This is a genomic window from Limnohabitans sp. INBF003, from assembly GCF_055396645.1.
In genome coordinates this window covers 542,691-566,202 of the sequence record NZ_AP029222.1, presented here as the reverse complement: position 1 = coordinate 566,202, position 23,512 = coordinate 542,691, and the positions used below count along the sequence as shown (strand labels likewise).

24 protein-coding genes and 1 tRNA gene are annotated in these 23,512 nt (G+C 58.3%); 12 read left to right on the top strand and 13 right to left on the bottom strand.

Annotation, left to right across the window (positions count from 1 at the left end; translation table 11 throughout):
• Nucleotides 1-6: 6 nt before the first annotated feature.
• Nucleotides 7-255, bottom strand: a complete 249-nt coding sequence (locus ACZ5VE_RS02740) for a YfhL family 4Fe-4S dicluster ferredoxin (protein ID WP_019430476.1) — start codon at nucleotides 253-255, stop codon at nucleotides 7-9.
• Nucleotides 256-414: 159 nt separating this feature from the next.
• On the opposite strand from ACZ5VE_RS02740, the gene ACZ5VE_RS02735 reads away from it, so the two are divergent.
• From ACZ5VE_RS02735 to ACZ5VE_RS02710, 6 genes are all read left to right on the top strand, one after another.
• The gene (locus ACZ5VE_RS02735; protein ID WP_464456553.1) at nucleotides 415-1,257 is read left to right on the top strand and encodes a 3',5'-nucleoside bisphosphate phosphatase; all 843 of its coding nucleotides are present in this window, start codon (nucleotides 415-417) and stop codon (nucleotides 1,255-1,257) included.
• Nucleotides 1,254-2,150, top strand: coding sequence for a DMT family transporter (locus ACZ5VE_RS02730; RefSeq protein WP_464456552.1), 897 nt, complete (start codon nucleotides 1,254-1,256; stop codon nucleotides 2,148-2,150). Before ACZ5VE_RS02735 ends, ACZ5VE_RS02730 begins: the two co-directional genes overlap by 4 nt.
• 30 nt (nucleotides 2,151-2,180) lie before the next feature.
• Nucleotides 2,181-2,804: an L-threonylcarbamoyladenylate synthase gene (locus tag ACZ5VE_RS02725; RefSeq protein WP_464456551.1), complete on the top strand. Its 624-nt coding sequence runs from the start codon at nucleotides 2,181-2,183 to the stop codon at nucleotides 2,802-2,804.
• Between the two features lie 185 nt (nucleotides 2,805-2,989).
• On the top strand, nucleotides 2,990-3,658 hold the full coding sequence (locus ACZ5VE_RS02720) for a site-2 protease family protein (protein WP_464456550.1): 669 nt from the start codon (nucleotides 2,990-2,992) through the stop codon (nucleotides 3,656-3,658).
• A 13-nt stretch (nucleotides 3,659-3,671) separates the two neighbouring features.
• Complete coding sequence (locus ACZ5VE_RS02715; RefSeq protein WP_464456549.1) at nucleotides 3,672-4,988, top strand: tryptophan--tRNA ligase; 1,317 nt, start codon at nucleotides 3,672-3,674, stop codon at nucleotides 4,986-4,988.
• An 87-nt stretch (nucleotides 4,989-5,075) separates the two neighbouring features.
• Complete coding sequence (locus ACZ5VE_RS02710) at nucleotides 5,076-5,684, top strand: response regulator transcription factor (protein WP_464456548.1); 609 nt, start codon at nucleotides 5,076-5,078, stop codon at nucleotides 5,682-5,684.
• A 132-nt stretch (nucleotides 5,685-5,816) separates the two neighbouring features.
• Here ACZ5VE_RS02710 and ACZ5VE_RS02705 read toward each other — a convergent pair whose 3' ends face one another.
• The 6 genes from ACZ5VE_RS02705 to radC form a co-directional block, all read right to left on the bottom strand.
• Nucleotides 5,817-5,990, bottom strand: a complete 174-nt coding sequence (locus ACZ5VE_RS02705) for a hypothetical protein (RefSeq protein WP_464456547.1) — start codon at nucleotides 5,988-5,990, stop codon at nucleotides 5,817-5,819.
• 99 nt (nucleotides 5,991-6,089) lie between these two features.
• Nucleotides 6,090-6,179, bottom strand: a tRNA-Ser gene (locus tag ACZ5VE_RS02700).
• 37 nt (nucleotides 6,180-6,216) lie between these two features.
• Complete coding sequence (locus ACZ5VE_RS02695) at nucleotides 6,217-6,687, bottom strand: hypothetical protein (protein ID WP_464456546.1); 471 nt, start codon at nucleotides 6,685-6,687, stop codon at nucleotides 6,217-6,219.
• Between the two features lie 31 nt (nucleotides 6,688-6,718).
• Nucleotides 6,719-8,026, bottom strand: coding sequence for a serine--tRNA ligase (gene serS / locus ACZ5VE_RS02690; protein WP_464456545.1), 1,308 nt, complete (start codon nucleotides 8,024-8,026; stop codon nucleotides 6,719-6,721).
• 388 nt (nucleotides 8,027-8,414) lie between these two features.
• Nucleotides 8,415-9,479, bottom strand: a complete 1,065-nt coding sequence (locus ACZ5VE_RS02685) for an IS110 family RNA-guided transposase (protein ID WP_464457420.1) — start codon at nucleotides 9,477-9,479, stop codon at nucleotides 8,415-8,417.
• Nucleotides 9,480-9,738: 259 nt separating this feature from the next.
• A complete protein-coding gene (gene radC / locus ACZ5VE_RS02680) occupies nucleotides 9,739-10,410 on the bottom strand; it encodes a RadC family protein (protein WP_464456544.1) in 672 nt (223 codons plus the stop codon).
• Between the two features lie 129 nt (nucleotides 10,411-10,539).
• Between radC and ACZ5VE_RS02675 the strand changes: the two genes are divergently transcribed.
• The 6 genes from ACZ5VE_RS02675 to ACZ5VE_RS02650 all read left to right on the top strand — a co-directional run bounded on the left by ACZ5VE_RS02675 (nucleotide 10,540) and on the right by ACZ5VE_RS02650 (nucleotide 17,151).
• On the top strand, nucleotides 10,540-10,983 hold the full coding sequence (locus ACZ5VE_RS02675; protein ID WP_464456543.1) for an FKBP-type peptidyl-prolyl cis-trans isomerase: 444 nt from the start codon (nucleotides 10,540-10,542) through the stop codon (nucleotides 10,981-10,983).
• Nucleotides 10,983-11,909, top strand: coding sequence for a 4-hydroxy-3-methylbut-2-enyl diphosphate reductase (gene ispH / locus ACZ5VE_RS02670; protein WP_464456542.1), 927 nt, complete (start codon nucleotides 10,983-10,985; stop codon nucleotides 11,907-11,909). Before ACZ5VE_RS02675 ends, ispH begins: the two co-directional genes overlap by 1 nt.
• An 83-nt stretch (nucleotides 11,910-11,992) precedes the next feature.
• Nucleotides 11,993-12,991 (top strand): adenosine kinase, encoded by a 999-nt coding sequence (locus tag ACZ5VE_RS02665; protein WP_464456541.1) that lies wholly within the window; start codon nucleotides 11,993-11,995, stop codon nucleotides 12,989-12,991.
• 11 nt (nucleotides 12,992-13,002) lie between these two features.
• A complete protein-coding gene (locus tag ACZ5VE_RS02660; RefSeq protein ID WP_464456540.1) occupies nucleotides 13,003-14,271 on the top strand; it encodes a serine hydrolase domain-containing protein in 1,269 nt (422 codons plus the stop codon).
• Nucleotides 14,272-14,338: 67 nt separating this feature from the next.
• A complete protein-coding gene (purT, locus tag ACZ5VE_RS02655) occupies nucleotides 14,339-15,475 on the top strand; it encodes a formate-dependent phosphoribosylglycinamide formyltransferase (RefSeq protein WP_464456539.1) in 1,137 nt (378 codons plus the stop codon).
• 425 nt (nucleotides 15,476-15,900) lie between these two features.
• Nucleotides 15,901-17,151, top strand: a complete 1,251-nt coding sequence (locus tag ACZ5VE_RS02650; RefSeq protein ID WP_464456538.1) for an O-antigen ligase family protein — start codon at nucleotides 15,901-15,903, stop codon at nucleotides 17,149-17,151.
• Between the two features lie 140 nt (nucleotides 17,152-17,291).
• On the opposite strand, the gene ACZ5VE_RS02645 is transcribed toward ACZ5VE_RS02650, so the two are convergent.
• The 6 genes from ACZ5VE_RS02645 to ACZ5VE_RS02620 all read right to left on the bottom strand — a co-directional run bounded on the left by ACZ5VE_RS02645 (nucleotide 17,292) and on the right by ACZ5VE_RS02620 (nucleotide 23,391).
• Nucleotides 17,292-18,395 carry a glycosyltransferase family 4 protein gene (locus ACZ5VE_RS02645; RefSeq protein WP_464456537.1) on the bottom strand — a complete coding sequence of 368 codons (1,104 nt, stop codon included), beginning with the start codon at nucleotides 18,393-18,395 and terminating at the stop codon, nucleotides 17,292-17,294.
• Between the two features lie 68 nt (nucleotides 18,396-18,463).
• Nucleotides 18,464-19,249, bottom strand: coding sequence for a glycosyltransferase family 2 protein (locus ACZ5VE_RS02640; RefSeq protein WP_464456536.1), 786 nt, complete (start codon nucleotides 19,247-19,249; stop codon nucleotides 18,464-18,466).
• Nucleotides 19,246-20,073 carry a glycosyltransferase family 2 protein gene (locus ACZ5VE_RS02635; RefSeq protein WP_464456535.1) on the bottom strand — a complete coding sequence of 276 codons (828 nt, stop codon included), beginning with the start codon at nucleotides 20,071-20,073 and terminating at the stop codon, nucleotides 19,246-19,248. Before ACZ5VE_RS02635 ends, ACZ5VE_RS02640 begins: the two co-directional genes overlap by 4 nt.
• Entirely contained in the window at nucleotides 20,070-20,897 is an 828-nt protein-coding gene (locus ACZ5VE_RS02630; RefSeq protein ID WP_464456534.1) for a glycosyltransferase family 2 protein, read from the bottom strand. Before ACZ5VE_RS02630 ends, ACZ5VE_RS02635 begins: the two co-directional genes overlap by 4 nt.
• Nucleotides 20,894-21,910, bottom strand: a complete 1,017-nt coding sequence (locus ACZ5VE_RS02625; RefSeq protein ID WP_464456533.1) for an acyltransferase family protein — start codon at nucleotides 21,908-21,910, stop codon at nucleotides 20,894-20,896. The genes ACZ5VE_RS02630 and ACZ5VE_RS02625 overlap by 4 nt, the downstream gene beginning before the upstream one ends.
• A gap of 23 nt (nucleotides 21,911-21,933) precedes the next feature.
• Nucleotides 21,934-23,391, bottom strand: coding sequence for a lipopolysaccharide biosynthesis protein (locus ACZ5VE_RS02620; protein ID WP_464456532.1), 1,458 nt, complete (start codon nucleotides 23,389-23,391; stop codon nucleotides 21,934-21,936).
• Between the last annotated feature and the right edge of the window lie 121 nt (nucleotides 23,392-23,512).

Sequence of the window (23,512 nt, the reverse complement as noted above, 5' to 3'; positions counted from 1 at the left end):
CCCTGCTCACTGGCCCTGCAAACGCCGGTATTTGGCCCACAGCGATTCCTGGTTCTCAACATGCTGGGGGTTGACGGGAATGCAGGCCACTGGGCAGACCTGCACGCACTGCGGTTCGTCAAAATGACCGACGCACTCGGTGCATTTGGAGGGGTCGATTTCGTAAATTTCTTCGCCCAGATAAATCGCCTGGTTCGGGCACTCGGGCTCACACACATCGCAGTTGATGCATTCATCGGTGATCATCAGTGCCATGCAACAAGCTCCACACAAGTAGGCGTCAAATTCATGGCCCGATTATCGGCCACCTGCAACACCCCGAAGACCGGCAGGGCTGCTCAGCTCGGCAGGGCTTTGCATCGGCACGGCATCCGCCCCGTTTCAAACGCCTAGAATAAGACGCAGGAACCCACCATGAACGCTGACCTGCACTGCCATTCCGTTGTCTCTGACGGCACCCTCACCCCCGAAGCTCTGGCCGAACGCGCCAAAACCAATGGTGTCGAACTATGGGCACTGACCGACCACGACGAAGTGGGTGGGCAAGACCGCGCGCTGGCCGCAGCCCGTGCACAAGGCCTGCCCTACCTCACGGGCACCGAAATTTCGATCACCTTTGCCAACCAGACCGTGCACATCGTGGGCCTGGGCTTTGACGCCCACAACACGGCGCTGGTCGAAGGCTTGCGCCGCACCCGGGGTGGCCGCAGCGAACGCGCTCAGGAAATGTCGGATGGCCTGGCCAAAGTCGGCATCCTGAACGCCTATGAAGGGGCGCTCCAATATGTGGGCAACCCCGAACTGATTTCACGCACCCACTTTGCACGCCACCTGGTCGAGACCGGCGTGTGCAGCGACACCTCGGAGGTGTTTCGCAAATTCCTGACCGAAGGCAAACCCGGTTACGTGCCCCACCGCTGGGCGCGTCTGCAAGAAGCGGTGCAATGGATCACCGATGCCGGTGGCATCGCCGTCATTGCCCACCCGGCACGCTATGGCTTCACGCCCAACGAAGAATACGCACTGTTCAGCGAATTCAAGGCCCACGGTGGGCGCGGCGTGGAAGTCATCACCGGCAGCCACTCTTCGCAAGAAGCCGTGCGTTACGCCGAAACCGCCCTCGAATTCGACCTCGTGGCCTCTCGCGGCAGTGACTTTCACAGCCCCACTGAAAGCCGCATTGATCTGGGCACCCTGCCCCTCTTGCCTGGGCAACTGACCCCGGTCTGGCAACTGCTGGCCGACCGCATTCAGTGAGAAAACCCGCCGCCCATACGCTCCACGGCATCGGCTTTGCCGTTCTGGCCACCGCCTGCTTCGCCACCCTGGATACCACCACCCGGCACATCAGTGCGGGCTTGTCGGTGCTGGTGGCACTTTGGTTCCGCTATGCCATTCAGGCGCTCATCACCACGGTGGTGGTCTGGCCAGGCCGTGGCCGCCAAGTGCTGCTGACGCAACACCCGCGCTTTCAGCTGGCGCGCGGCTTGTTGCTGTTTGCCTGCAGCATCCTGGCTTTTTACAGCCTCAAATACATGCCCGTTGGCGAATTCACATCCATCGCGCTGTTGGCCCCGCTGGTCATCACGCTGCTGGCCGCCTGGATGCTCAAAGAAAAAATCCGCCCCCTGCGCTGGATGCTGGTGGCCGGCGGCTTTGCAGGCACGCTGGTCATCATCCGGCCCGGCAGCCATCACTTTGACTGGACCGTGATCCTGCCGCTGATGTTGGTGGCCACCAATGCGGGCTTCCAGATCCTGACCAGCAAGATGGCCAAAACCGAAGACCCGATCACCATGCACTTCTACACAGGCTGGATCGGCACCATCTTGTCCTCGCTGATCCTGCCTTTCGTCTGGGAAATGCCCCAGGACTGGACGGTTTGGCTGCAACTCTTGCTGATGGGCGTGCTCGCATCCATCGGGCATTTCTTGCTGATCCTGGCCTATGGCCGAACCCCCGCCGCCACGCTCACACCCTACATGTATGCGCAAATCGGCTTTGCCGTGCTGGGCGGCTGGCTTGTCTTTGGCCACCTGCCAGACCAATGGACCTTTGTGGGCATGGGCCTGGTGGCCTTGTGCGGCGCTTTGGGGGCCTGGCTCACCGTGCGCGAAAACCGCATCACCATCCAGCCGCCAGAATCCTGAATTCCGTATCCATCCGCTCGTCAAGACACCATGGCTCAGTTTTTCACCGTTCACCCCGACAACCCGCAAGCCCGCCTGCTCAAGCAAGCGGTGCAACTGCTCAACCAAGGCAGCGTGCTGGCGGTGCCCACCGACTCCAGCTACGCGCTGGTCTGCCACCTGGACGACAAAAACGCCGCCGACCAACTGCGCCGTATCCGCGGTGTAGACGACAAGCACCACCTGACCGTGTTGTGCCGAGACCTGAGCGAGCTGGCCAACTACGCCCGGGTCGACAACCAACAGTTTCGCGCCATCAAGCAAGCCACGCCCGGCCCCTTCACCTTCATTCTGGAAGCCACAAAAGAAGTGCCACGCCGGGTCAGCCACCCGCAGCGCAAAACCATCGGCCTGCGTGTGCCCGATCACAAAGTGCTGCAAGAGCTGCTGGCCCTGCACGGTGCCCCCCTGTTGGCGGCGACCCTCATCATGCCCGGCGAAGACATGCCGCTGAACGACCCCGATGACATCCGCGAACGCCTGGAACACCAGGTCGGTGCCGTCATCGATGCAGGGGCCTGCTCGCTGGAGCCCACCACTGTGATCGACATGAGCGGCGACGCGCCCGAAGTACTGCGGCGCGGCCAAGGCGACCCGGCGCTCTTGGGCCTCTGAACGGTTTTCCCTGTGGGAGGTCGCCCCTGCGGCCGAATGTCGGAGACAGCTCAGTCACCATTCGCGAGCAGGGGCTCGCTCCCACAAAGGCAGCGTGCGATGACGCACATTCGGCCGCAGGGGCGGCCTCCCACAAAGACATCAGCACCCCAAGTCAAAGCACAAGCCAGGTCTGAGACAATCGGATGCTTATGACCGACCTCATCCAAACCGTCCTCATCTATGCCTTGCCGGTGATCTTTGCGATCACCCTGCACGAGGCCGCGCACGGTTATGCCGCGCAGCGCCTGGGCGACAACACCGCCGCCATGATGGGGCGCGTGACGCTGAACCCGCTGCCCCACATTGACCCGATGGGCACCATCTTGCTGCCGCTGCTGCTGTACTTCAGCACCGGCGGTGCCTTTTTGTTTGGTTACGCCAAACCCGTGCCTGTGCGCTTTGAACAACTGCGGCACCCCAAACGCGACATGGTCTGGGTGGCATTGGCGGGGCCAGCCTCCAATTTGTTGCAAGCACTGCTGTGGGGCGTGTTGCTCTATGTGCTGGCGGGCAGTGGCATCACCGAGCGCTTCTTTCTTGAAATGTGCAAAGCCGGCATGCTGACCAACGTGGTCATGTTCGCCTTCAACTTGTTCCCGCTGCCACCACTCGACGGCGGCCGCATTCTGGTGGGCTTGCTGCCTTGGCGACAAGCCGTCATGTTCTCTCGCGTCGAACCTTTTGGTTTTTACATCGTCATGGCGCTGGTCATCACGGGCGTCATCAGCGCGTTGTGGATGCAGCCCCTCATGGGCGTGACCTTTGATCTGATCAAACTGGTGCTCAGTCCCCTGTCTTTTTTGCTTCGTTGATTTTTTTGCTCACATGACCTCCAAGCCCCGCACCCGTGTCCTCACCGGCATCACCACCACCGGCACGCCTCACTTGGGCAACTACGTGGGCGCCATCCGCCCTACTGTGCAAGCCAGCCGAGACCCCAACACCGACGGCTTTTACTTTCTGGCCGACTACCACGCCCTCATCAAGTGCGATGAACCGGCCCGCATCCAGCGCTCCACACTCGAGATCGCGGCCAGCTGGATCGCCTCGGGCCTGGACCCCGAAAAAGTCACGTTCTACCGCCAGTCCGACATCCCCGAGATTCCTGAACTCACCTGGTTGTTGACCTGCGTGACCGGCAAAGGTGTGCTCAACCGCGCCCATGCCTACAAAGCGGCGGTGGACAAAAACAACGAAGCAGGCAAGGACACCGATGCCGACGTGACCGCAGGCCTGTTCATGTACCCGGTGCTCATGGGCGCCGACATCTTGATGTTCAAGGCGCACAAAGTGCCGGTGGGCCGCGACCAGATCCAGCACATCGAAATGGCGCGCGACATGGCGTCGAGCTTCAACCATTTGTATGGCGAACACTTCGTGCTGCCCGAAGCGGTGATCGAAGAATCGGTGGCCCTGTTGCCCGGCCTGGACGGCCGCAAAATGAGCAAGAGCTACGACAACACCATCCCACTGTTTGCCCCGGCCGCGCAAATGCGCAAACAGATCGCGGGCATCGTCACCGACTCCAAAGCCCCGGGTGAGCCCAAAACCACCGAAGGCTCGGCCCTGTTCCAGATCTACCAGGCCTTTGCCAACGCCGAAGAAACAGCCGCCATGGCCCAGGCCTATGCCGATGGCATTGGCTGGGGCGATGCCAAACAAATGCTGTTCGAACGCATCGACCGCGAAATCGCCCCCATGCGCGAGCACTACCAAGCCCTCATCGACAACCCCGCCCAGATGGACAAAATCTTGCTGGCCGGTGCCGACAAAGCCCGCCAACTGGCCACACCGTTCATGCGCGAAGTGCGCCATGCGGTGGGGCTTCGCGCCCTGTCATCCGGTGCGACGGCACCCGTGGCCAAAGAAGCCAAAGCGGCCATGCCCAGCTTCAAGCAATACCGCGAAAAAGACGGTCAGTTCTACTTCAAGCTGGTCGATGCACAAGGCCGGCTGATCTTGCAAAGTCTGGGCTTTGCCTCGCCCAAAGAAGCCGCCCAAACCATGGCGCGCCTGCAATCCGAAGGCGCTGCCTGCCTGAGCGAGTTGAGTGCACGCTTGGAGCCACTCACACCAGAAAACGAGCCACTTTGGGCCCAGGCACTGGACGACTTGATAAATTCAACAAAAACAGTCAAATAAATTATTTCGGTATTTGACAATTTATATTGCGAAAACTCACAATAAGGTGTATCCTTAAACTTTAAGCCTACTGCAGAGAACTAAAACATGACTGTATATGTCATCGACGACCACCCATTGATGCGCGATGCGCTGACAATGCTCGTCCACCGCGTCAAACCCGGCCTCAAAATCATCCCGATCCACAAATTGAATGTGGTGGAGTCCACTGTCGAAAAAAATGGGGCTCCCGAGCTGTTTTGTCTCGATTTGCAGTTGCCCGACACTTTGGGCATGTCTGGCGTTCAGGTTTTGAAATCCAAATTTCCGGATGTGCCACTGGCCGTGGTCACAAGTGCCAGCGCCAGCGAATTTGAGGCACGTTGCCTTGAAGCCGGCGCCAACGCCTTCATCGAAAAATCCAACAGCCCGACACAAATCATCGCGGCCTTGCGTTCTTTGCTGATCTCTGAAGAAGAAGAAGCCGCAGCAGAAGAATCTGCAACGCCTGCAGGCCCCACCAAACTGTCCAAGCGCCAAAAGCAATTGATCCTGATGCTGGACCAAGGTTTGTCCAACCGCGAAATTGCCGAAAAACTCGACATCAGTGAGCACACCGTCAAGGTGCACTTCTGGCGCCTGTTCCGCCGCTTGGGCGTCAACAGCCGCACCCAAGCGCTGCACTTTGCACGCACCAACGGCTGGTTGGGTATTTAAAAAACAACAGGCACTTCAAGTGCCTGTTTCGTTTCTGGCAACCGGCACATCTGTGCCGGTTTTGCTTTGTGGCGGCAGTTTGACCTGATCCAGTCTCCCGCTACAGGTTTGCGTCAGCCAGCACCGAGCGGATCAATCTTTCTTCTTGTTCACGATGTCGGGCGTCACGGCGTCCAACACATTCACCGTGGTTTTGAGGCCATAAACCACCGCAGAACCCGCCGCATCGGCAATGGCCACAAGCGTACAACCCGGCAGACATGTAGCCACCAAGGCGGCAAACAGCAACAAGAACAGAGATTTCATGACCACAGTCTGAGGTTTTGAAACAAGCGTCACAGAAAGCGGACGCCGTGAAAGTCATAAAAAAACCCCACATTGGCAAACCAATGCGGGGTTTCTAACTGGCGGAGGAGGAGGGATTCGAACCCTCGGTAGTGTTGCCACTACGCCTGATTTCGAGTCAGGTACATTCGACCACTCTGCCACCCCTCCTGAGTATTTGTCGAAGCCGAGATTCTAGCAGAGCCACTCAGGGCTTTTTGGGCACCATCACCGCCGCGTTGCGTGGGGCCATGGTCATTGACACCACACTGCCCGCCAACATGCCGCCATCGACCATCTCTAACGTGGCCGTGCGCTCTTGCCGCGTCATGACCATGAAACTGTTCTTGCCACGCACAGCCGACACCACGGTCCAGCCCTGCGCCGGATAGGTCTCAAGGAAGAACCTGTAAGCCGCGTCAAAATCGCGCCCCACATCCAGCACCACACGGCCCACCCAGTTGTCACCCGCGCCAATGATCAAAGACTGATCGGCGCGAATGACCGCACCGGGCGGCAAAGGCAGTTGCCCCAGCAACTGCACCGGGTTCTGAACCTTACCGTCCGGCCCCACGCCCACAGAAGGTGTGCTGCTGGTGCTTGTGGCACAGCCTGCCAAGCCACCAGCCAAACCTGCAGCCACCAGAAACGCCCACAAAACACGATGCATGCCATTCATCAACGCACTCCTGGTGTTAGCCAACGCCACTTCAAACGCTCAGCAGCGCCACGCCGCCCATGTAGGGGCGCAGCACCTCAGGCACGGTGACCGAGCCATCGGCATTCTGGTAATTCTCAAGCACCGCCACCAGCGCACGGCCCACGGCCAGGCCTGAACCGTTCAAGGTGTGCACCAACTCGTTTTTACCTTGCGCGTTCTTGAAGCGGGCCTGCAGGCGGCGCGCCTGAAAGGCCTCGCAGTTGGAGACCGAGCTGATCTCGCGGTAGGTGTTTTGGGCAGGCACCCAGACTTCCAAGTCATAGGTCTTGCTGGCGCCAAAGCCCATGTCGCCCGTGCACAGGCTCATCACCCGGTAAGGCAAGCCCAGCTTTTGCAAAACGGCCTCAGCATGGCCGGTCATGGCATCCAGGGCTTCGTAGCTTTTCTCGGGGTGCACGATCTGCACCATCTCGACTTTGTCGAACTGGTGCTGGCGGATCAGGCCACGCACATCACGCCCGCCACTGCCCGCTTCAGAGCGAAAGCACGGTGTGTGCGCGGTCAACTTGATCGGTAAATCGGCTTCCGCCAGAACCTCGTCGCGCACCACATTGGTCAGCGTCACTTCGGACGTAGGGATCAAATACAGCGCCTGGCTTTCTTCGCCCTCTTGCCCACCCTTGTTGGCGGCAAACAAATCGGCTTCAAACTTGGGCAGCTGGCCCGTGCCGCGCAGCGTGTCGGCGTTCACGATGTAAGGCGTGTAGCACTCGGTGTAGCCATGTTCGTTGGTCTGCACATCCAGCATGAACTGGGCCAATGCCCGGTGCAAACGGGCCATGGGGCCGCGCATGAAAGTGAAGCGCGAACCGGTGAGCTTGGTGCCGGTGGCAAAGTCCAGCCCCAACTTTTCGCCAATGTCCACATGGTCCTTGACCTCAAAGTCAAAGCTCGGCACCGTGCCCCAGCGGCGCACCTCGACGTTGCCATGCTCATCGGCCCCCACAGGCACGGATTCGTGCGGCAAATTGGGCACCGCCAGCAACAGGGTTTGCAACTCGGCCTGAATCACGTCCAGGCGTTGGGCCGAAGCGTCCAGCTCTTCCTTGATCGCCCCCACCTGGGCCATCACCGCATCGGCTTCGGCGTGCTGGCCTTTGCCCTTGAGCATGCCAATTTGCTTGGACAGGTTGTTGCGCTGGCTTTGCAGCTCTTCGGTGCGGGTCTGCAGCGTTTTGCGCTCACCCTCCAAAGCGCGAAAAGCCTCCACATTCAGGAAGTTTTGAGGATTTTTACGGGTCTGCAAACGCGCCACAGCAACGTCCAGATCTTTGCGGAGAAGAACAATATCAAGCATGCCGCCATTGTAGTGACGTCCGGCATTCGCGCAGCTTCCCTGTGGGAGGCAGCCCCTGCGGCCGAATGTGTGCTGTGGCTCCGGCTGGCATTCGCGAGCAGGGGCTCGCTTATATGGATGCCTCCCGGTTGACAAGCACCTTTGCATGATTTCTGTAAAGAAGTCGGCTGCATCCTTATATTCGGCCTTGTTTCGAACATTCGTCCGTGGCCCTCATGGATATCCGCTGGCAAGCGCCTTAATCTCCCACCCGGACTTTTCTCGTCCCGCGAGCCTCTCAGGTTTGGCCTGCCCCGGTCTGACCTGTTTCACATGATCTTGCTTTGCTGCCCGTCAGCCTTTCAAGGCTGTATCGCTTTGTTTGCTTCGATTTTTAGGCTTCAGGTTCTCAGCTCTGCGCCATCGCACTCTCCTGTTCAGCCTGCTTTTGCTCTGGCCTGCTGCTTTGATGCCCCCCTTGGTACGCCTGTCCTTTGGCCGTCACCGCCCAAATGATCCGCGCCGTCTTGGCCGCCTGCGCCACGATCACCACGTTCTTGTGCCTGCGCTCTAGCAATTCGCTTTGCCACGCACTGGGTGTCTTGCCTCGGCACACCAGCGAACGCGCCCCGTGCACCAGCAGCGTGCGCAGGTAACTGTCTCCCCGTTTGCTGATGCCCAGCAGTCGCACCTTGCCTCCCGTGCCCTCTTGCCTTGGCACCAACCCCAGCCAGGCGCAAAACTCCCGCCCCGACTTGAACTGGCTGGCCTGGCCCATCGTGGCAATGGCCGCCGTCGCGGTCAGCAACCCCACCCCGGGGATACTTACCAACCGCTGCATTTGCTCGTCTGCAGCCAGTTGTTGCTTCAGGCGGATTTCCGTGGCCGCAATGGCCTCGCTGCAGCAGCGGATGCGCTGGACTTGCTCGCTCAGGCTGTCTCGCACCGCTTGGGGCAGCACATCGTGCAACTTGTCCAGCGCCTGCTGCACCTCCCCCAGCAACGCATCACGTCTCTTGGGAAACACCGCCCCGAACTCGTAGAGCATGCCCCGCAGCGCGTTGAGCTCCATCGTGCGCATCTTCACCAGCAACTGGCGCTGGCGGTGCAGCACCAGCGTGGCTTGCTGTTCGGTGGTCTTGACGGCCACAAAGCGCATGCCCGATTGCTGCGCCGCCAGCCAGATCGCCCGGGCGTCCGTCACATCGGTCTTGTTGCCCAGCACAAAGGGGCGCACCGCTTTGGCGTGCACTAGCCTGACTTGGTGCCCCATTTGCTGGAGCTTGCGCCCCCAGTGGTGGGCCCCGCCGCATGCCTCCATGGCCACCACACAGGGCTGGCGGTTGCTGAAGAACGCCAGCACCTTGTCGCGCGACAGACGCTTGTCCTGCAGTTCGCCCGTGTGCATGTCCACCGTGTGCAGCTGGAACACGCTTTTGGCGATGTCCATGCCCACGACTTGGAGTCCACCCATCCAGCCAATGACTTGGCCTGCGTACATACCTGTATTACGATTCATGTCGGATCCTCTGCGGTGTTAGTGAAGACTCTGGTCTATCACGATTTGGGCACTTTGATGCCGTATCCGCCAGAGGGTCCACCCCATCTGGTTGCCGTCATCTGCCCCAATCCACTGCCCCTTCCCGAAGGAGGGAGGCATCCATACCATCTCCCACGAAACACCAGATGCCCTGTCCCTGTGGGAGGCCGCCCCTGCGGCCGAATGTTGGCCATCACATCAACCCCTGCTCCGCCATCGACAGGGCCTGCCCCTGCCCCACGATGATGTGATCGAGCACGCGCACGTCCACCAAGGCCAAAGCAGCCTTGAGGGTCTGGGTCAGGTGTTCGTCGGCCCGGCTGGGTTGCACCGAGCCGCTGGGGTGGTTGTGGCTGAGCACCACGGCAGCGGCCTGGTGGTGCAAGGCGCGCATGACGACTTCGCGCGGATAGACGCTGGTCTGGCTGAGCGTGCCCCGAAAAAGCTCTTCCATGGCCAGCAGGCGGTTTTGGCTGTCCAAAAACAGCACCGCAAAGACTTCGTGGTTTTTGTGAGCCAGCTGCAGTTGCAAATACTGCTTGACCGCATCGGGCGTGTGAAAGGCCTCGCGCTCTTTCAGGCGCTGGCTCAGGGCCCGGCGCGCCATCTCGAAAACAGCCAGCAATTCAGCCTGTTTGGCAGGCCCAAGGCCCTTGACCTTTTTGAGTGAGGCGGCGGTGGCCTGCAGCAGCCCAGCAATGCCGTCCGGCCCCAGCAGCTCTTCGGACAGCTGAAACACGTTTTTGCCCGCCATGCCGGTGCGCAACAAAATGGCCAGCAGCTCCACATCGCTCAGGGCCTGGGGGCCTCGGGCGAGCAATTTTTCACGTGGGCGGGCATCGGCCGGCAAGTCCTTGATGCTCATCTGATGCCCCTCCCCGGAGCGGCCATCGGTCCTTCTTGCCCCTTTTGTGGGGTGGGTCGGCCGGGCTTTTTACAATAGTGCCTTCTTTATGCCTGTTTGGCCGCGTTTGCGGCATTCCAGAAAACCCTTATGTCCATTGTCGAACCCGGTTCTTTCTTGACGCTTCACTACCGCCTGGCAGGGCCGCAGGGGGACATCATCAACACCTTCAACGAAAAGCCCGCCACCCTGTCGCTGGGCTCGGGCACTTTATCGCCCGCCGTCGAACAGCGTTTGCTGGGTCTGGCCGAAGGCACCCGGGTGGTGATGGAGATTCCGGCAGGCGAGGCCTTTGGCGACCACATTCCGGACATGCAGCAATGGGTGGCCCGCAAGCTGCTCAACGAGCTGGGCGACCCGACCGAAAAATACGCGGCGGGCGATGTGGTGCAGTTTCCGACGCCCGATGGCCTGGGCTCTTATGCCGGCACCGTGCTGGAGGTGGGCGAAGCGGGCGCGGTGCTGTTTGACTTCAACCACCCGCTGGCAGGGCAGCCCGTGACCTTTGAGGTCGAGCTGATCGGGGTGCTGTGATGACGGAGATTTTTTTGGCCGAACCCCGCGGCTTTTGCGCCGGGGTGGACCGGGCCATCGACATCGTGGAGCATGCGTTGGCCAAGTTTGGCAGGCCCATTTATGTGCGCCACGAGATCGTGCACAACACCTATGTGGTGAACGACCTCAAGGCCAAGGGCGCGATTTTCATTGAAGAGTTGTCGGACGTGCCGCCTGGGGCAACCTTGATTTTCAGCGCCCATGGCGTGAGCCGGGCGATTCAAGACGAAGCGGAACAACGGGGTTTTCGCATTTTTGATGCAACCTGCCCCCTCGTGACCAAGGTGCATGTGGAGCTGGCCAAGCTGCACAAAGAAGGCTACGAGTTCATCATGATCGGCCACAAAGGCCACCCCGAGGTGGAAGGCACCATGGGCCAGCTCGACAGCGGCATTCACCTGGTGGAAGACGTGGCCGACGTGGCCAAAGTCCAGCCCACCCAAACCGCCTTGCTGGCCGTGGTCACACAGACCACCCTGAGTGTGGACGACGCGGCCGAGATTGTGGCGGCCGTGAAAGCGCGCTTTCCGCAGGTGCGCGAGCCCAAGCAACAAGACATCTGCTACGCCACCCAAAACCGGCAGGACGCCGTCAAGCTCATGAGCCCGCAGGTGGATGTGGTGATCGTGGTGGGCAGCCCCACCAGCTCCAACAGCAACCGCCTGCGCGAGTTGGCCGACCGCATGGGCACGCCCGCCTACATGGTGGACAGCGCGGCCGACCTGGACCCGGCCTGGTTTGAGGGCGCCCAAAAAGTCGGCTTGACCGCAGGCGCCTCGGCCCCGGATGTGCTGGTGCAAGAGGTCATTGCACGCCTGCGCGTGTTGGGCGCAGTGTCGGTGCGCACACTGGACGGCATTCAGGAAACCATCAAATTCCCGCTGCCCAAGGGCTTGAAGCTCTGATGCGCTGACCTCGGCCCCTTGTGGGGGGTGCCAAGGCGGTGCAGCCGCTAAACTCCTTGCTTTTGCTCATCCCCTTACGGCCTATGTCCCATTACCACCTCTACGCCATTGGCAACGCCCTGGTCGATACCGAATACGAAGTTTCCGACGAACTGCTGGCCGCAATGGGCGTGAGCAAGCGGCACATGACGCTGATCGACACGCCCCAACGCGCCGAATTACTGACCCATGTGCAAGGCCTGCACGCACGCCGCACAGGTGGTGGCTCGGCGGGCAACACCGTGGTGGCGCTGGCGCAATTGGGTGGCCAAGCGTTTTATTCGTGCCGCGTGGCCGACGACGAGCTGGGCGCTTTTTACACGCAAGACCTGCAAACCAACAGCGTGGCCACCAACCTCACCCACACACGCCACACCGAAGGCCAGACTGGCAGCTGCATGGTGCTGGTCACGCCCGATGCCGAACGCAGCATGTGCACTTTCCTGGGTGCCACTTCGCAGCTCGACGCCAGCGCCCTGCACCCGCAAGACATCGCCAAATCCAAAATCTATTACATGGAAGGCTACCTGGCCGCATCCCCCACCGGCCTGGAAGCTGCAGTGAAAGGCCGCCAAATCGCCATCGATCACCAGGTGCAAACCGCGCTGACGCTGAGCGATGTGAGCATGATCAACTTCTGCAAAGCAGGCCTGGAGGCCATGATCGGCGACGGTCTGGACTATTTGTTTGCCAACGAAGAAGAAGCACAGACCTGGTGCGGCAGCACCGACCTCGACGCCATCATTGGCCAGCTCTCGCCACTTGCCAAAACCGTGTGTCTGACCCGTGGCCCCAAAGGCTGCATCGTGGTGCAAGGCCAGCAGCGCACCGAAGTGCCCGCAGTGCCCACCAAAGCGGTGGATACCAACGGCGCAGGCGACATGTTTGCCGGCAGCTTTTTGTACGGCATCACCCACGGCCACACGCCCGCGCAAGCGGCGGCGCTGGCCAACCGCACAGCGGCGGCAGTGGTCAGCCAGCACGGCAACCGCTTGACGGCGGCGCAAATGCAAGCGATTTACACCGACTTCCAAAAATTCTGAGGTTCTTCGCCGTGAATGGCCTACACACATTCAAAAGCGCAGGCTGGTACTTGCTGGCTTGGTCGGCGTGCGCACTGGTCACCTTGGCACACGCCGAGCCAGATGAAGAGGCGCTTGGCAAAAACGCAGGCTACCCTCTCAGCCCAGGGGGCAATCTTTCGCAAATGCAGTATCGGGTTGGCTCCTGGTCGGCACTGAACAAGGTGCCTGGCGTGCTGACCCACAAGGTGGCCAAAGGTGAAACCTCAACCCCTTTGCCCAAAGCTGCCACATCGGTGGACATCCGCTATCGCCACCGCAACCTGGGTTACACGCTGGACGACTACCTGGATCGTCGACGCATCACCGGTTTGTTGATTCTGAAAAACGGCGAAATCATCGCCGAACGCTACCGCTATGGCCGCTCTGACCAAGCCCGTTTTTTATCGTTTTCGATGGCCAAAAGCGTCACCTCCCTGTTGATTGGCAGTGCGCTGTCCAAAGGCTTGATCAAGTCCATCGACGACCAAGCGGGCCTTTACGCCAAGGACCTCGAAGGCAGTCCCTATGGCCAAACGTCGATTCGACATTTGTTGCGCATGAGCTCCGGAATTCGATTCACTGAGCGCTATGACGGACAAGACGATGTCGCCAAACTCTCGCGCAGTGTGGCCACAGGCATCCCCTCGGTCGTCAGTGTGCTGCGCAGCCTCACCGAAAGGCACAGTGCCCCTGGCGAAAAATTCATTTACGCCAGCGCCGAAACCGAAGTACTGGGCCGCGTCCTGACCGCCGCCACAGGCAAGACCATGGCCGACCTGACATCTGAATGGCTCTGGAAACCCATCGGCGCAGAACAAGACGCCTTCTGGTGCACCGCCAAAGACCGTCAGGAAGGCGCTTACTTCTGCTTCAACGCCAGCTTGCGCGACTGGGCACGCTTGGGGCACATGTTGGCTCGGGATGGCAAAGTGGGTGATACACAAGTCATCCCCAAAGACTACTTGCTGGACGCAACAGACCCCGCACGCCAGCCTGATGCATTCAAACCCTACCGCGCCACACCCAGCGCCGGTTACGGCTTCCAATTTTGGCTACTGCCGCACAAAGAACGCAGTTTCGGCATGCAAGGGGTTCACGGGCAAACCGTGTTTGTGCAACCCGCGACCGGCATCGTGATGGTGCAAACAGCCGTCTACGCAGGGGCCAGTGGCGTACTCGACCCAGAAGCCTATGCCGAAAGAGCCTCATTCTGGGGCGGCGTCCTTCAATCTCTGGGTGGCAACACCGACAGGTATTGAGCACACGTTCAACACTGCAAAATACCCACGACATTCCCCCAAAAAATTCAACTCGATACCCATCGCCATGAAAAAAATCCTCCTCCTCGGCTCCGGTGAGCTCGGCAAAGAATTCGTCATCAGCGCCAAGCGCCTGGGCTGCCACGTCATCGCCTGCGACAGCTATGCGGGTGCGCCTGCCATGCAAGTGGCCGACGAGTTTTGCGTCTTCAGCATGCTCGACGAAGCGCCGCTGCGCGCCGCCATTGCCAAATACCAGCCTGACCTGATCGTACCCGAGATCGAAGCCATCCGCACCGAAGTGCTGCTCGATGTGGAAAAGCAAGGCTTTGAAGTCATCCCCAGCGCCCGCGCCGCCAACCTGACCATGAACCGCGACCGCATCCGCGACGTGGCCGTGGGCCTGGGCGTGCGCACCGCCAAGTTCAGCTACGCCGACTCAGCCGCCGAGCTGCTGGCCCGCGCCACCGAGATCGGTTTCCCGGTCGTCATCAAACCCGTCATGAGCTCATCGGGCAAAGGCCAAAGCGTGGCCAAGACGGCGGCCGACGTGCAAGCCAGCTGGGACTACGCCTGCGCAGGCATGCGTGGCGACCGCCAAAAAGTCATCGTCGAAGAATTCATCCACTTCGAGTTTGAAATCACCCTGCTGACCGTGCGCCAGCGCAAGGGCCCCACGCTGTTTTGCCCACCCATTGGCCACGTGCAAGAGCGCGGCGACTACCAGTACAGCTGGCAGCCCCAGGGCATGACGCCCGAGCAAGTCAAAGCCGCGCAAGACATGGCCGAAAAAGTCACCACCGACTTAGGCGGCGCAGGCCTGTTTGGGGTTGAATTTTTCGTGACCAAAGACGAAGTGATTTTCAGCGAACTCAGCCCCCGCCCGCACGACACCGGCATGGTCACCCTCATCAGCCAAAACCTGAGCGAATTTGATTTGCACGCCCGCGCCATTTTGGGCCTGCCGATTCCGAGCATTGAGTGTGTGGAAGGCGCCAGCGCCGTGGTGTTGGCAGGCATTGAGGGCACAAACCCCAGCTTCACAGGCGTCGCCGAAGCCCTGAGCGAGCCGGGTGTGGACGTGCGCATCTTCGGCAAACCCACCACCCGCCCCTACCGCCGCATGGCCGTGGCCCTGGCCAAAGGCCCTAACGCGCTGCAACGCGCAAGGGACGCTGCGGGCAAGATCAAGGTGGTGGTTTAAGCGCTTCTGCCTTCGACTGCCATGGATACCCGCATGCGCGGGTATGACAAATCTCTTGTCACCCCCGCCTGCCTTATTTGTCACCCCCGACTTGATCGGGGGTCCATGACTGCAGCCTTCGACTGCCATGGATACCCGCATGCGCGGGTATGACAAATCTCCTGTCACCCCCGCCACCTGGACATGTCACCCCCGACTTGATCGGGGGTCCATATCTGCTGCCTTCGACCGCCATGGATACCCGCGTTCGCGGGCATGACAATTCTCACTTGTAACCCCCGACTCGATCGGGAGGGGCCATGTCTATTGGCTTTGATCTAGATTCGCGAGCCAGAACTCGCTACCGCTACAAACCCATTGTTCAAAATATCCCAGCCAGACTCATAGGATGCCGGCTCCAATTATTCGGCACCGTAAAATAAACAATGCTTCGAACCCTCCTGTCTTCATGGCCGACCTATGCCAGCTTGCTATTGCTGGCCGCAGGAACAATCAGCACCAAAGCAGCAGGAGCTTTCTGGTTGTCATTGGTGTTGATCGGCATTTATTACTGGCTTCAAAAAACACCAACTGAATTCCAAGGCTCAACACACCCAATCCACACAACACTGAAAGCCATTGCCAAAGGCTGGCTTTACTTTTGTTTGCTGGCACTGGCGCTCAAAACCATCCCCATGGTTTATTGGTCGGGGCCATGGGAAGAACGTCATGCTGAATTCAGGCTGCTCATCGGTGCCACCGGCAGCTACCTGGTGATTCATTACCAACGACTGCCCAAAAGCTGGTTTACAGGTGTAGGGCACGCTTTGTCCGTGGCCTGTGTTCTGGCCTTCGGTCTGGCGGCCATTTGGGGATCCCATGCCGCCCCCACCAACCGAATCCCTTGGGCAGCAGGTGTTTCCATCTTGTCATGTCTGCTTTTGACTTGGAGTTTCCTGATTTCTGTCAGCGCCCCAACTGCCAACGTTTGGCGCATCTGCAGCTTGTTGGGCGTCTGCGCTGTCTTGATCAGTGGTGTTCGAGGTAGCTACGCATTGGTATTGATCTGGCCTGCCCTTTGGTGGTGGCAAAGCCGCAAATCTGCGCCCATCCCTATCAAAGGCAAGCTCTTGAAAACTGCTCTGGCCTTGATCATCGCATCGGTGGCGGTTACTCTTGCTCCGCGTTCAGAGTCACCTCTCCAAAGGGTTCACCAAGTCGCCGCAGAGCTTGGCTTGACCAAGGACTCGGACAGCTTCATTGCCGACTCATCCAACGGTGCTCGCGTCGTGCTCTGGATAGCGGGTCTTCAGGCTTTTCAAAACCACTGGGGTTTGGGTTTAGGCTTTACCGGAGGCAAAGACCTCATCAAACAAGCTGCCACCGACAGCCAGTCAGACACGGTCAAATCGTTAGGGCATTTTCACAACGACTATATTCATACCGCTGTGGAATTTGGCATCTTGGGCTTGCTGAGCTTTTTTTGCTACAGCGTGGGCATGGCATGGTGTGCCTGGCGTCTTTATCAATCGGGCTTAAGCACATCGGCCAATGGCATGCTGGCTGTATTGGGCATGCACATGACCACAGCGTTCACCAACATGAACTTTGCTCACAATTACTACCCGACGATTTTGTCCATCAGCGTCAGCCTTTTGCTGTTGTCTGCTCAGTATCAGTCATCGCAAAAATCCTAAATCCTCTGATTTTTCGCACATCCAATTTTTGACAACACCGTCCCCCGAATCTGCCACCGTCCCGATCAGGGGGGAAGACCCCGGTATGTGTCTGCCCAGACTTGATCTCGGATCCATGCCTTCGATAATTGCCACTCGACTCAGCGCTTAAGCCAATCAGGAATCTTGAACCGGACAATCATCAAATAAGCGCCCACATAAGTCACCACAAACAGCGCAGAAAAGCCGATCAACACTGGCGTGTTGGACCAAAAAAACACCGCTGGCGCGACTGACATCAAAGTAAAGGCCATCAAATAAGGGCTGGTACGGTTGTTGCGCGACAGCAAGCTGCCAGCCTCATCGTCATCAAACACGACACCAACCAAACGTCGATAAACCAACTGATGCAAATGCAGCGCATCAGCCATACCAGGGGAGTCTCCCCGCACCCACTTGCGGTAAATGGAAAATAACGTTTCCCAAACCGGATAAATCAACAACAAAACCGCAAACCAGGGAGATACCAAGGGATGACGCTGCACCAGCAAAATACAAATCAGCGCAATGACCACGCCCCACAAATAAGCGCCACCGTCACCCGCAAAAATCAAGCCCTTAGGGTAATTCCAGAACAGAAAACCCAATGTGGTCGCCACCATGCACAAAGACAAGGCCGCCAACTGCCTGTCGCCCACTTGCAATGAGATGTGGGCCAGCGCTAAACCCATCAATACTGCAACCGAACCTGCCAAACCGTTGTAGCCATCAATGATGTTGAACGCATGCGGCAACCCCATGATGGCCAGCACAGCCAAAGCCATGCCCAATACAGGCCATGCCGACCACCACACATCTAACCAGCCCAAGCCCAAGCGCGGCACAGAAATATCCAAAAGCCAAACAGCCAGCAAGCCAGACAAGCCTGTGGCCAACAAACGCCAGCGCACCGAGACACGTTGAGTGGCGTCTTCGGCCGAGCCCACAAAAACAGCAGACAAAACCACCAGTGCAAAACCTGCAAACTCGGCCCAAGTCAGCGAAACTCCCGGATAAACACCCAGGTGTGGCAACAACACCGCTGCGGTCAAGCCTGCCAGCCACCCCATCACCATGCCCAGGCCACCCAAGCGCGGCACAGCACCACGGTGAAATCGCTGTGGCGCATCAATTGCATAGTTTTCGGCGTGCCGACGGAACCAGCGGCGCACCATGCGCACCGCCATCCACGACACAACAAAACTCAAAAATGCGAGAAGAAGCACAGCAACCGATCAAAAGTAGATATTTATTTTAAATGAGCACGCCTCAATGGAACGCCAGCGCAAGCTGATCAGCGCACACGTCGAACAAAATCCCAAAACGAGTCAGACGCCCACAAACGCCACAAACTTCGCAAATGCCAGCCCAAATGACGCAAACTTCGTCCTGTGTTACGGCGTGCGTCATGCATCACGGCCCAATCGGCACCCTGCATGGACCACCCTGCCAACTGCAAACGCAAACAAATATCAGTGTCTTCGCAATACATGAAATAGCGCTCATCAAAACCCTTCAGCTCCGAAAAGGCCTCTGAACGAAAAAACAAGCATGCGCCATTGACCCAGTCTGCTTGCTCGACAGAAGCCGCCACGTTGGAAGGCGCTGCCCCAAACCAGCGTCGAAAAACACGACCGATCAACTCCCATGGCGTCATCAAAACACGTGTGAAATCTTGCCTCTTTCCATCGGCGTCATACTGGGCAGGACACACCACACCCACGCTTTTGGGCCACGCATCTTGTCCCAATGCTGTCCAAAAGGATGCGTCTTCAGCTGGCCAAAAAATATCCGGATTGACCACGGCAAACCAAGGTGCAGCACAGTGACTAAAGGCCTGATTGTGGTTGGCTCCAAAACCCAATGGCACAGAGTTTTCAATCAACTGCAAAGTGAATGGCCATGCCTTGTTTTGCACCATCTGTTCAAGATGAGGCTCCGGCACATTCAGGGTCAACAAAACACGAACTGTGACGCAACTTCCATCCAACGAAGAAGCCAACGACTCCAGCGCCTGCATGACCAATAGGCCGTGTCCATGACTCACCAGAGAAATATCAATTGAATAATTTGCAGTCACTTCTGATCCATTCCAAGACCTTTGCGCCCTGCAAATCGACGCACAAAAATCAACACCATTCTGCGAATAAATTTAAGCGTGACCCAAATCCAAGCCAAGGTCAGCTCATGCCAATGCAAACGTTGTGCTTGAAACAACAGTCCATAGTTGCGCCAGTCTGCTTTGGACATGGCCCCAATCTGGCCGCTTAAACCAGAGACGCCGACCAACGGCTTATGAACGGTGACCATCGGCAAATTGAGCCGAGCGATCTTAAGCCCATCACAAACCAAATTCATCCAAAGCAAATGGTCTTCCATGTGCCTTTGGCCCAAACGAAAGCGCTGCGCAATCTCCTTGCGCAACATCACAGAAGGCGTCACAAAGGGGTTGCTGGCCAACACAGTCCACTTGTCGACCAAGCTGCTTTCAAGGTGCATTTGCATTAAATCTGCAGCACCCGAACCGATCACATGCGCATGCCCCGATAAGGCAATGTCTGGGTGCGCCTGCATGAAAGCAAATTGCCACTCCAGCTTGCGTGGATGCCAAGAATCGTCCGCATCCAAAAACGCAATGTACTTGCCTTTGGCCATGGACCAGCCTGCATTCCTGGCCTCACCCGCGCCAACATTCACACCCAAATGAACCACATGCACCCATTGCGGGTATTGGTCATGCAGGCGTTGCAAACAAGCGGCCGTCTCATCCAGACTCGCGTCGTTCACCAAGATCAATTCCAAAGGCCTGCAAGTTTGCGCTGCAACCGATGCAACTGCTCGCTCAATGGTGCCTGCACAAGCAAAACAAGGCACCACCACCGACACATCAACAACAGGCTTCATGCTTTGGCCCACCCGAGCAACAAAGCCCGCAGCCGAAGCCAGTCACCGCGCAGCAACCTTTTACCCAGCCGCAAAGACAACATCAACGTGACTGAAATCAGGGGCCACGGCGCATGCCGTCGCAAAAATCGGACCGCAGAGGACGTCCCATACTCGACCAACAACGGACTCTCCAGCCCCAAGCTGGCCGACTGCTTGTGCCAAACCCTTGAGTGCGCACTCACGGCCAGCTGCCAACCCCGCTTGCGCAGACGAAACCCCAAATCCGTGTCTTCCCAATACATGAAGAATGTTTGCTCATCAAACATCCCCACCTCACGCACCGCATCAGCCCGCAACAACATCGAGGCACCGGACACAAAATCCACGGGCCCAGCAGTGAGCCGATGGTGTGACCGCCCCAACCACACATTCACCAGACCGCCACCCCAAACCTGCACACGGTCGGGGTCATGCATTTCATAAATGACAGAGCCCACAGCCCCCACCTGAGAAGAGGCCTCGGCCACCGCAACCAAGCATGACAAAGCGTCAGGTGCAACCCGGGTATCGCTGTTGATCAACCAAATGTAATCAACGCCCAGTGCAAGCGCCTTGCGGATGCCCACATTGCAACCACCACCAAACCCCAAGTTGGCACCCGACTGCAAAATATCCAAGTCATTGAAAGCCATGCGAATCTGCTGCACAGAATCATCCGTCGACGCATTGTCAACAAGCACCATGCTGCAGTCTGGGTAATCCATCCGCTTGAGCGATTGAATGCACTCAACGGTATCCCGCCAGCCATTCCAATTCAACACCACCACGGCAACAGATTTCATGACGTCACAGGCCCTTTGGGCTTCCAACGCAAAGCCACTTTTTCGACGCCATGCCAAGACAGCCAGGCCAGCGCCATCGTCGTCATGGTCGACAAACCCAAATGCGCCGCAAAAGACAAATCAGGCTGCAGATACACCCACGTTTGTTGCACCGGAAAAGCGTAGATGTAAACCCCGTAAGAAATATCCCCCAAACGGCGAGTCAACACATCCCCCCAAGCCACCTGCATCGCTGCGTGAACCGTTGCAGCCGCTATCAACATCAAAACTGTACGCTCTGGCCCCCGATCGGTCGTCCCGGCAAAAAGCACAAACGCCAGGACCAAACACCCCAAAGCGGGCCAGCCCCAACGCTGCCCCTGTTGGCGCATCCAGCGGTACTCGCCATAAACAGCACCCCAAGCAAACAACACCACCACCTCCATGGCTGGTTTTACTCGTCCACTCACAAACCAAACAGCATAAGAAGCCAGCACCATCAACAGCACACCCAATGCCACGCGCCAATCCCAACCACGCCAACGCGCCACACCCCAAACACCCACCAACAAATAAGACAAGAATTCAGCAGGCAAAGTCCACAGCGATCCGTTCACAGCCCGCAAGGCATTCGTTTCAAAAACGCCAGGCAAGTTGTATTGGTTGATCAGCAGCAAATTGGCCGCATACCGTGCCGTGCCACGCCCCTGCCAATAATCTGCCAGCGCCCAAGTGGTCAAGGCTGGCCCCAACACCAAAACGGACAGTAACACCACCACCCACAGCGCCGGGAAAATGCGCAATGCCCGTCGCGCCAAGTAGCGCCCCCAATGCGGGTCACGCCGCCAACTGCCCCACACCAGGCTGCCACTCAAAAAGAAAAATATGGCAACGCCCGCACCACCAAAAGTATTGAGCCCCAAAAACGACGGCTCGGGCAAGCCCATCAAAGCATATTGGTGGCTATAAAGCACCAGCCACGCCGCCACCAAGCGCAGCAGATCCAGTGAATTGGCCGATTGAACAAGAGACATATTTGTGGACGCCACAAAGGTAACTAATGCACACCCAAGCGCTCGCGCCAGTGCAAAACCAAGACATTCAGTCCGATCAAAAATCCGCCCACAGTCACTGTCAAAATCAAAGCCTCCCAGCGGTCAACGACCACTGGTGTCCATAGAACAAAAACCCACACACCCAACAGCGCCGGAACGGTGGGCACAACGACATCACACCAAATCCATCGCCAATGCTGCCTTGGCCAGTAGCGCCGATGCACAACGCCCCCCCACACAAATGCAAAACAAAAGTTGAGCGCCACCCAAAGCCACCCGGTGCCTGCCGCTCCCCAACGGGGCGCGATCCACAAAACACCAGGCACAAGAACCAGCAACATCCATGCGTTACCCCAAACATGCAGACGCATCTGCCCCAGTGCATATTGCAAGTAATAGGGGAATACCGCCAAACACGCCAACCCATACCCCAAGGCATACACCGCCAAGACATTCGACTGTTGACTTGCAATGTCTTTTTGCCCTGTCCAAGCCAGCAAAACGGGCTCGGCCAGCAGCGCCAAAACCATGGCCCCCCCCAAACCCATCGCACTCATCCATCGCGTCGATCGGCGATACAGCGCCATCATGGCCAAGCTCTGGCCCCGTGCGTGCAAAGCCGCAAGACGAGGCATCAGCGCCTGGCCCAGCGACGCACTCAACACCATCACACCACCCGCCAACACCACAGCCAAAGAAAACAAACCATAGTCTGCCAACGGCAACAAGCCTGACAACAACAGCTTGTCAGCCTGGTTGACCAGTACCCAGACACTTGAAGCAAACGCCAAGGACAAGCTCATGCCCAAGACCGGACGCACGGGCAAAATAGACCAAGCCAAGGTTTCTGCAGTTGGGGGCAAAACGCCATGTGTCCACACCGCCAGAATCAAGGTCTCCAACAGCGCCGCCACCAACTGAAACGCAAAAAACACCTCCACCGTTGCCCCCCACCAAGCCATGGCCACCAACACCCCGCCATAACGAAAGCAAGCCATCAAAACGGTTACAGCGGCCAGCCCCATCTGTCTGTCCGTTCCGCTCAAAAAACCGCGGTACAAACCAGCCAGCCAACGCAAGACCACCGCCAGCGACATCGCACGCAACGCCCACACCACATCTTTGGCCTGCAACGCCTGGCGCTGCAACCAATTGGCCTCGGCCCATGGTGCCAAACACCACAAAATTAGCGCCCCCACGACAGCCAATCCGACAAAAACCATGGTCATGGCGCGAAACAACTGACGAAAAGCATGCGCCCCCACCACCCCGGCATGCAGCCGGCTGGACTCTCGGGCCAAAGTAGGCGTCAGGCCCATATCGATTAAATTGAACCAGGCCTGCAAAGTGGCAAACAGCCCCACCAAACCATAAGCCTCGGGCCCCAACCACCGCAAGTAAACCGGCACCAGCACAATCGCCAGCACGGTCACAAAAACCAGGCTGAAACTGTTTGCCAAAAAATTGTGCTTAAGCGATATCAAGGTAAATGAGGGACAATTTTCAGATCACTGTCTGCGCGCGTGTGGTCATCATCCAGACTTGTCAGCGACGTTGAATGAATTGCAAACTCCCTGACGG

What these genes read in the sequence shown, in the direction of transcription:
- ACZ5VE_RS02740 (WP_019430476.1), bottom strand. Translation starts at nt 255, where the DNA reads ATGGCACTGATGATCACCGATGAATGCATCAACTGCGATGTGTGTGAG.
- ACZ5VE_RS02735 (WP_464456553.1), top strand. Translation starts at nt 415, where the DNA reads ATGAACGCTGACCTGCACTGCCATTCCGTTGTCTCTGACGGCACCCTC.
- ACZ5VE_RS02725 (WP_464456551.1), top strand. Translation starts at nt 2,181, where the DNA reads ATGGCTCAGTTTTTCACCGTTCACCCCGACAACCCGCAAGCCCGCCTG.
- ACZ5VE_RS02720 (WP_464456550.1), top strand. Translation starts at nt 2,990, where the DNA reads ATGCTTATGACCGACCTCATCCAAACCGTCCTCATCTATGCCTTGCCG.
- ACZ5VE_RS02715 (WP_464456549.1), top strand. Translation starts at nt 3,672, where the DNA reads ATGACCTCCAAGCCCCGCACCCGTGTCCTCACCGGCATCACCACCACC.
- ACZ5VE_RS02710 (WP_464456548.1), top strand. Translation starts at nt 5,076, where the DNA reads ATGACTGTATATGTCATCGACGACCACCCATTGATGCGCGATGCGCTG.
- ACZ5VE_RS02705 (WP_464456547.1), bottom strand. Translation starts at nt 5,990, where the DNA reads ATGAAATCTCTGTTCTTGTTGCTGTTTGCCGCCTTGGTGGCTACATGT.
- ACZ5VE_RS02695 (WP_464456546.1), bottom strand. Translation starts at nt 6,687, where the DNA reads ATGAATGGCATGCATCGTGTTTTGTGGGCGTTTCTGGTGGCTGCAGGT.
- serS (WP_464456545.1), bottom strand. Translation starts at nt 8,026, where the DNA reads ATGCTTGATATTGTTCTTCTCCGCAAAGATCTGGACGTTGCTGTGGCG.
- ACZ5VE_RS02685 (WP_464457420.1), bottom strand. Translation starts at nt 9,479, where the DNA reads ATGGGTGGACTCCAAGTCGTGGGCATGGACATCGCCAAAAGCGTGTTC.
- radC (WP_464456544.1), bottom strand. Translation starts at nt 10,410, where the DNA reads ATGAGCATCAAGGACTTGCCGGCCGATGCCCGCCCACGTGAAAAATTG.
- ACZ5VE_RS02675 (WP_464456543.1), top strand. Translation starts at nt 10,540, where the DNA reads ATGTCCATTGTCGAACCCGGTTCTTTCTTGACGCTTCACTACCGCCTG.
- ispH (WP_464456542.1), top strand. Translation starts at nt 10,983, where the DNA reads ATGACGGAGATTTTTTTGGCCGAACCCCGCGGCTTTTGCGCCGGGGTG.
- ACZ5VE_RS02665 (WP_464456541.1), top strand. Translation starts at nt 11,993, where the DNA reads ATGTCCCATTACCACCTCTACGCCATTGGCAACGCCCTGGTCGATACC.
- purT (WP_464456539.1), top strand. Translation starts at nt 14,339, where the DNA reads ATGAAAAAAATCCTCCTCCTCGGCTCCGGTGAGCTCGGCAAAGAATTC.
- ACZ5VE_RS02650 (WP_464456538.1), top strand. Translation starts at nt 15,901, where the DNA reads ATGCTTCGAACCCTCCTGTCTTCATGGCCGACCTATGCCAGCTTGCTA.
- ACZ5VE_RS02635 (WP_464456535.1), bottom strand. Translation starts at nt 20,073, where the DNA reads ATGAAGCCTGTTGTTGATGTGTCGGTGGTGGTGCCTTGTTTTGCTTGT.
- ACZ5VE_RS02630 (WP_464456534.1), bottom strand. Translation starts at nt 20,897, where the DNA reads ATGAAATCTGTTGCCGTGGTGGTGTTGAATTGGAATGGCTGGCGGGAT.
- ACZ5VE_RS02625 (WP_464456533.1), bottom strand. Translation starts at nt 21,910, where the DNA reads ATGTCTCTTGTTCAATCGGCCAATTCACTGGATCTGCTGCGCTTGGTG.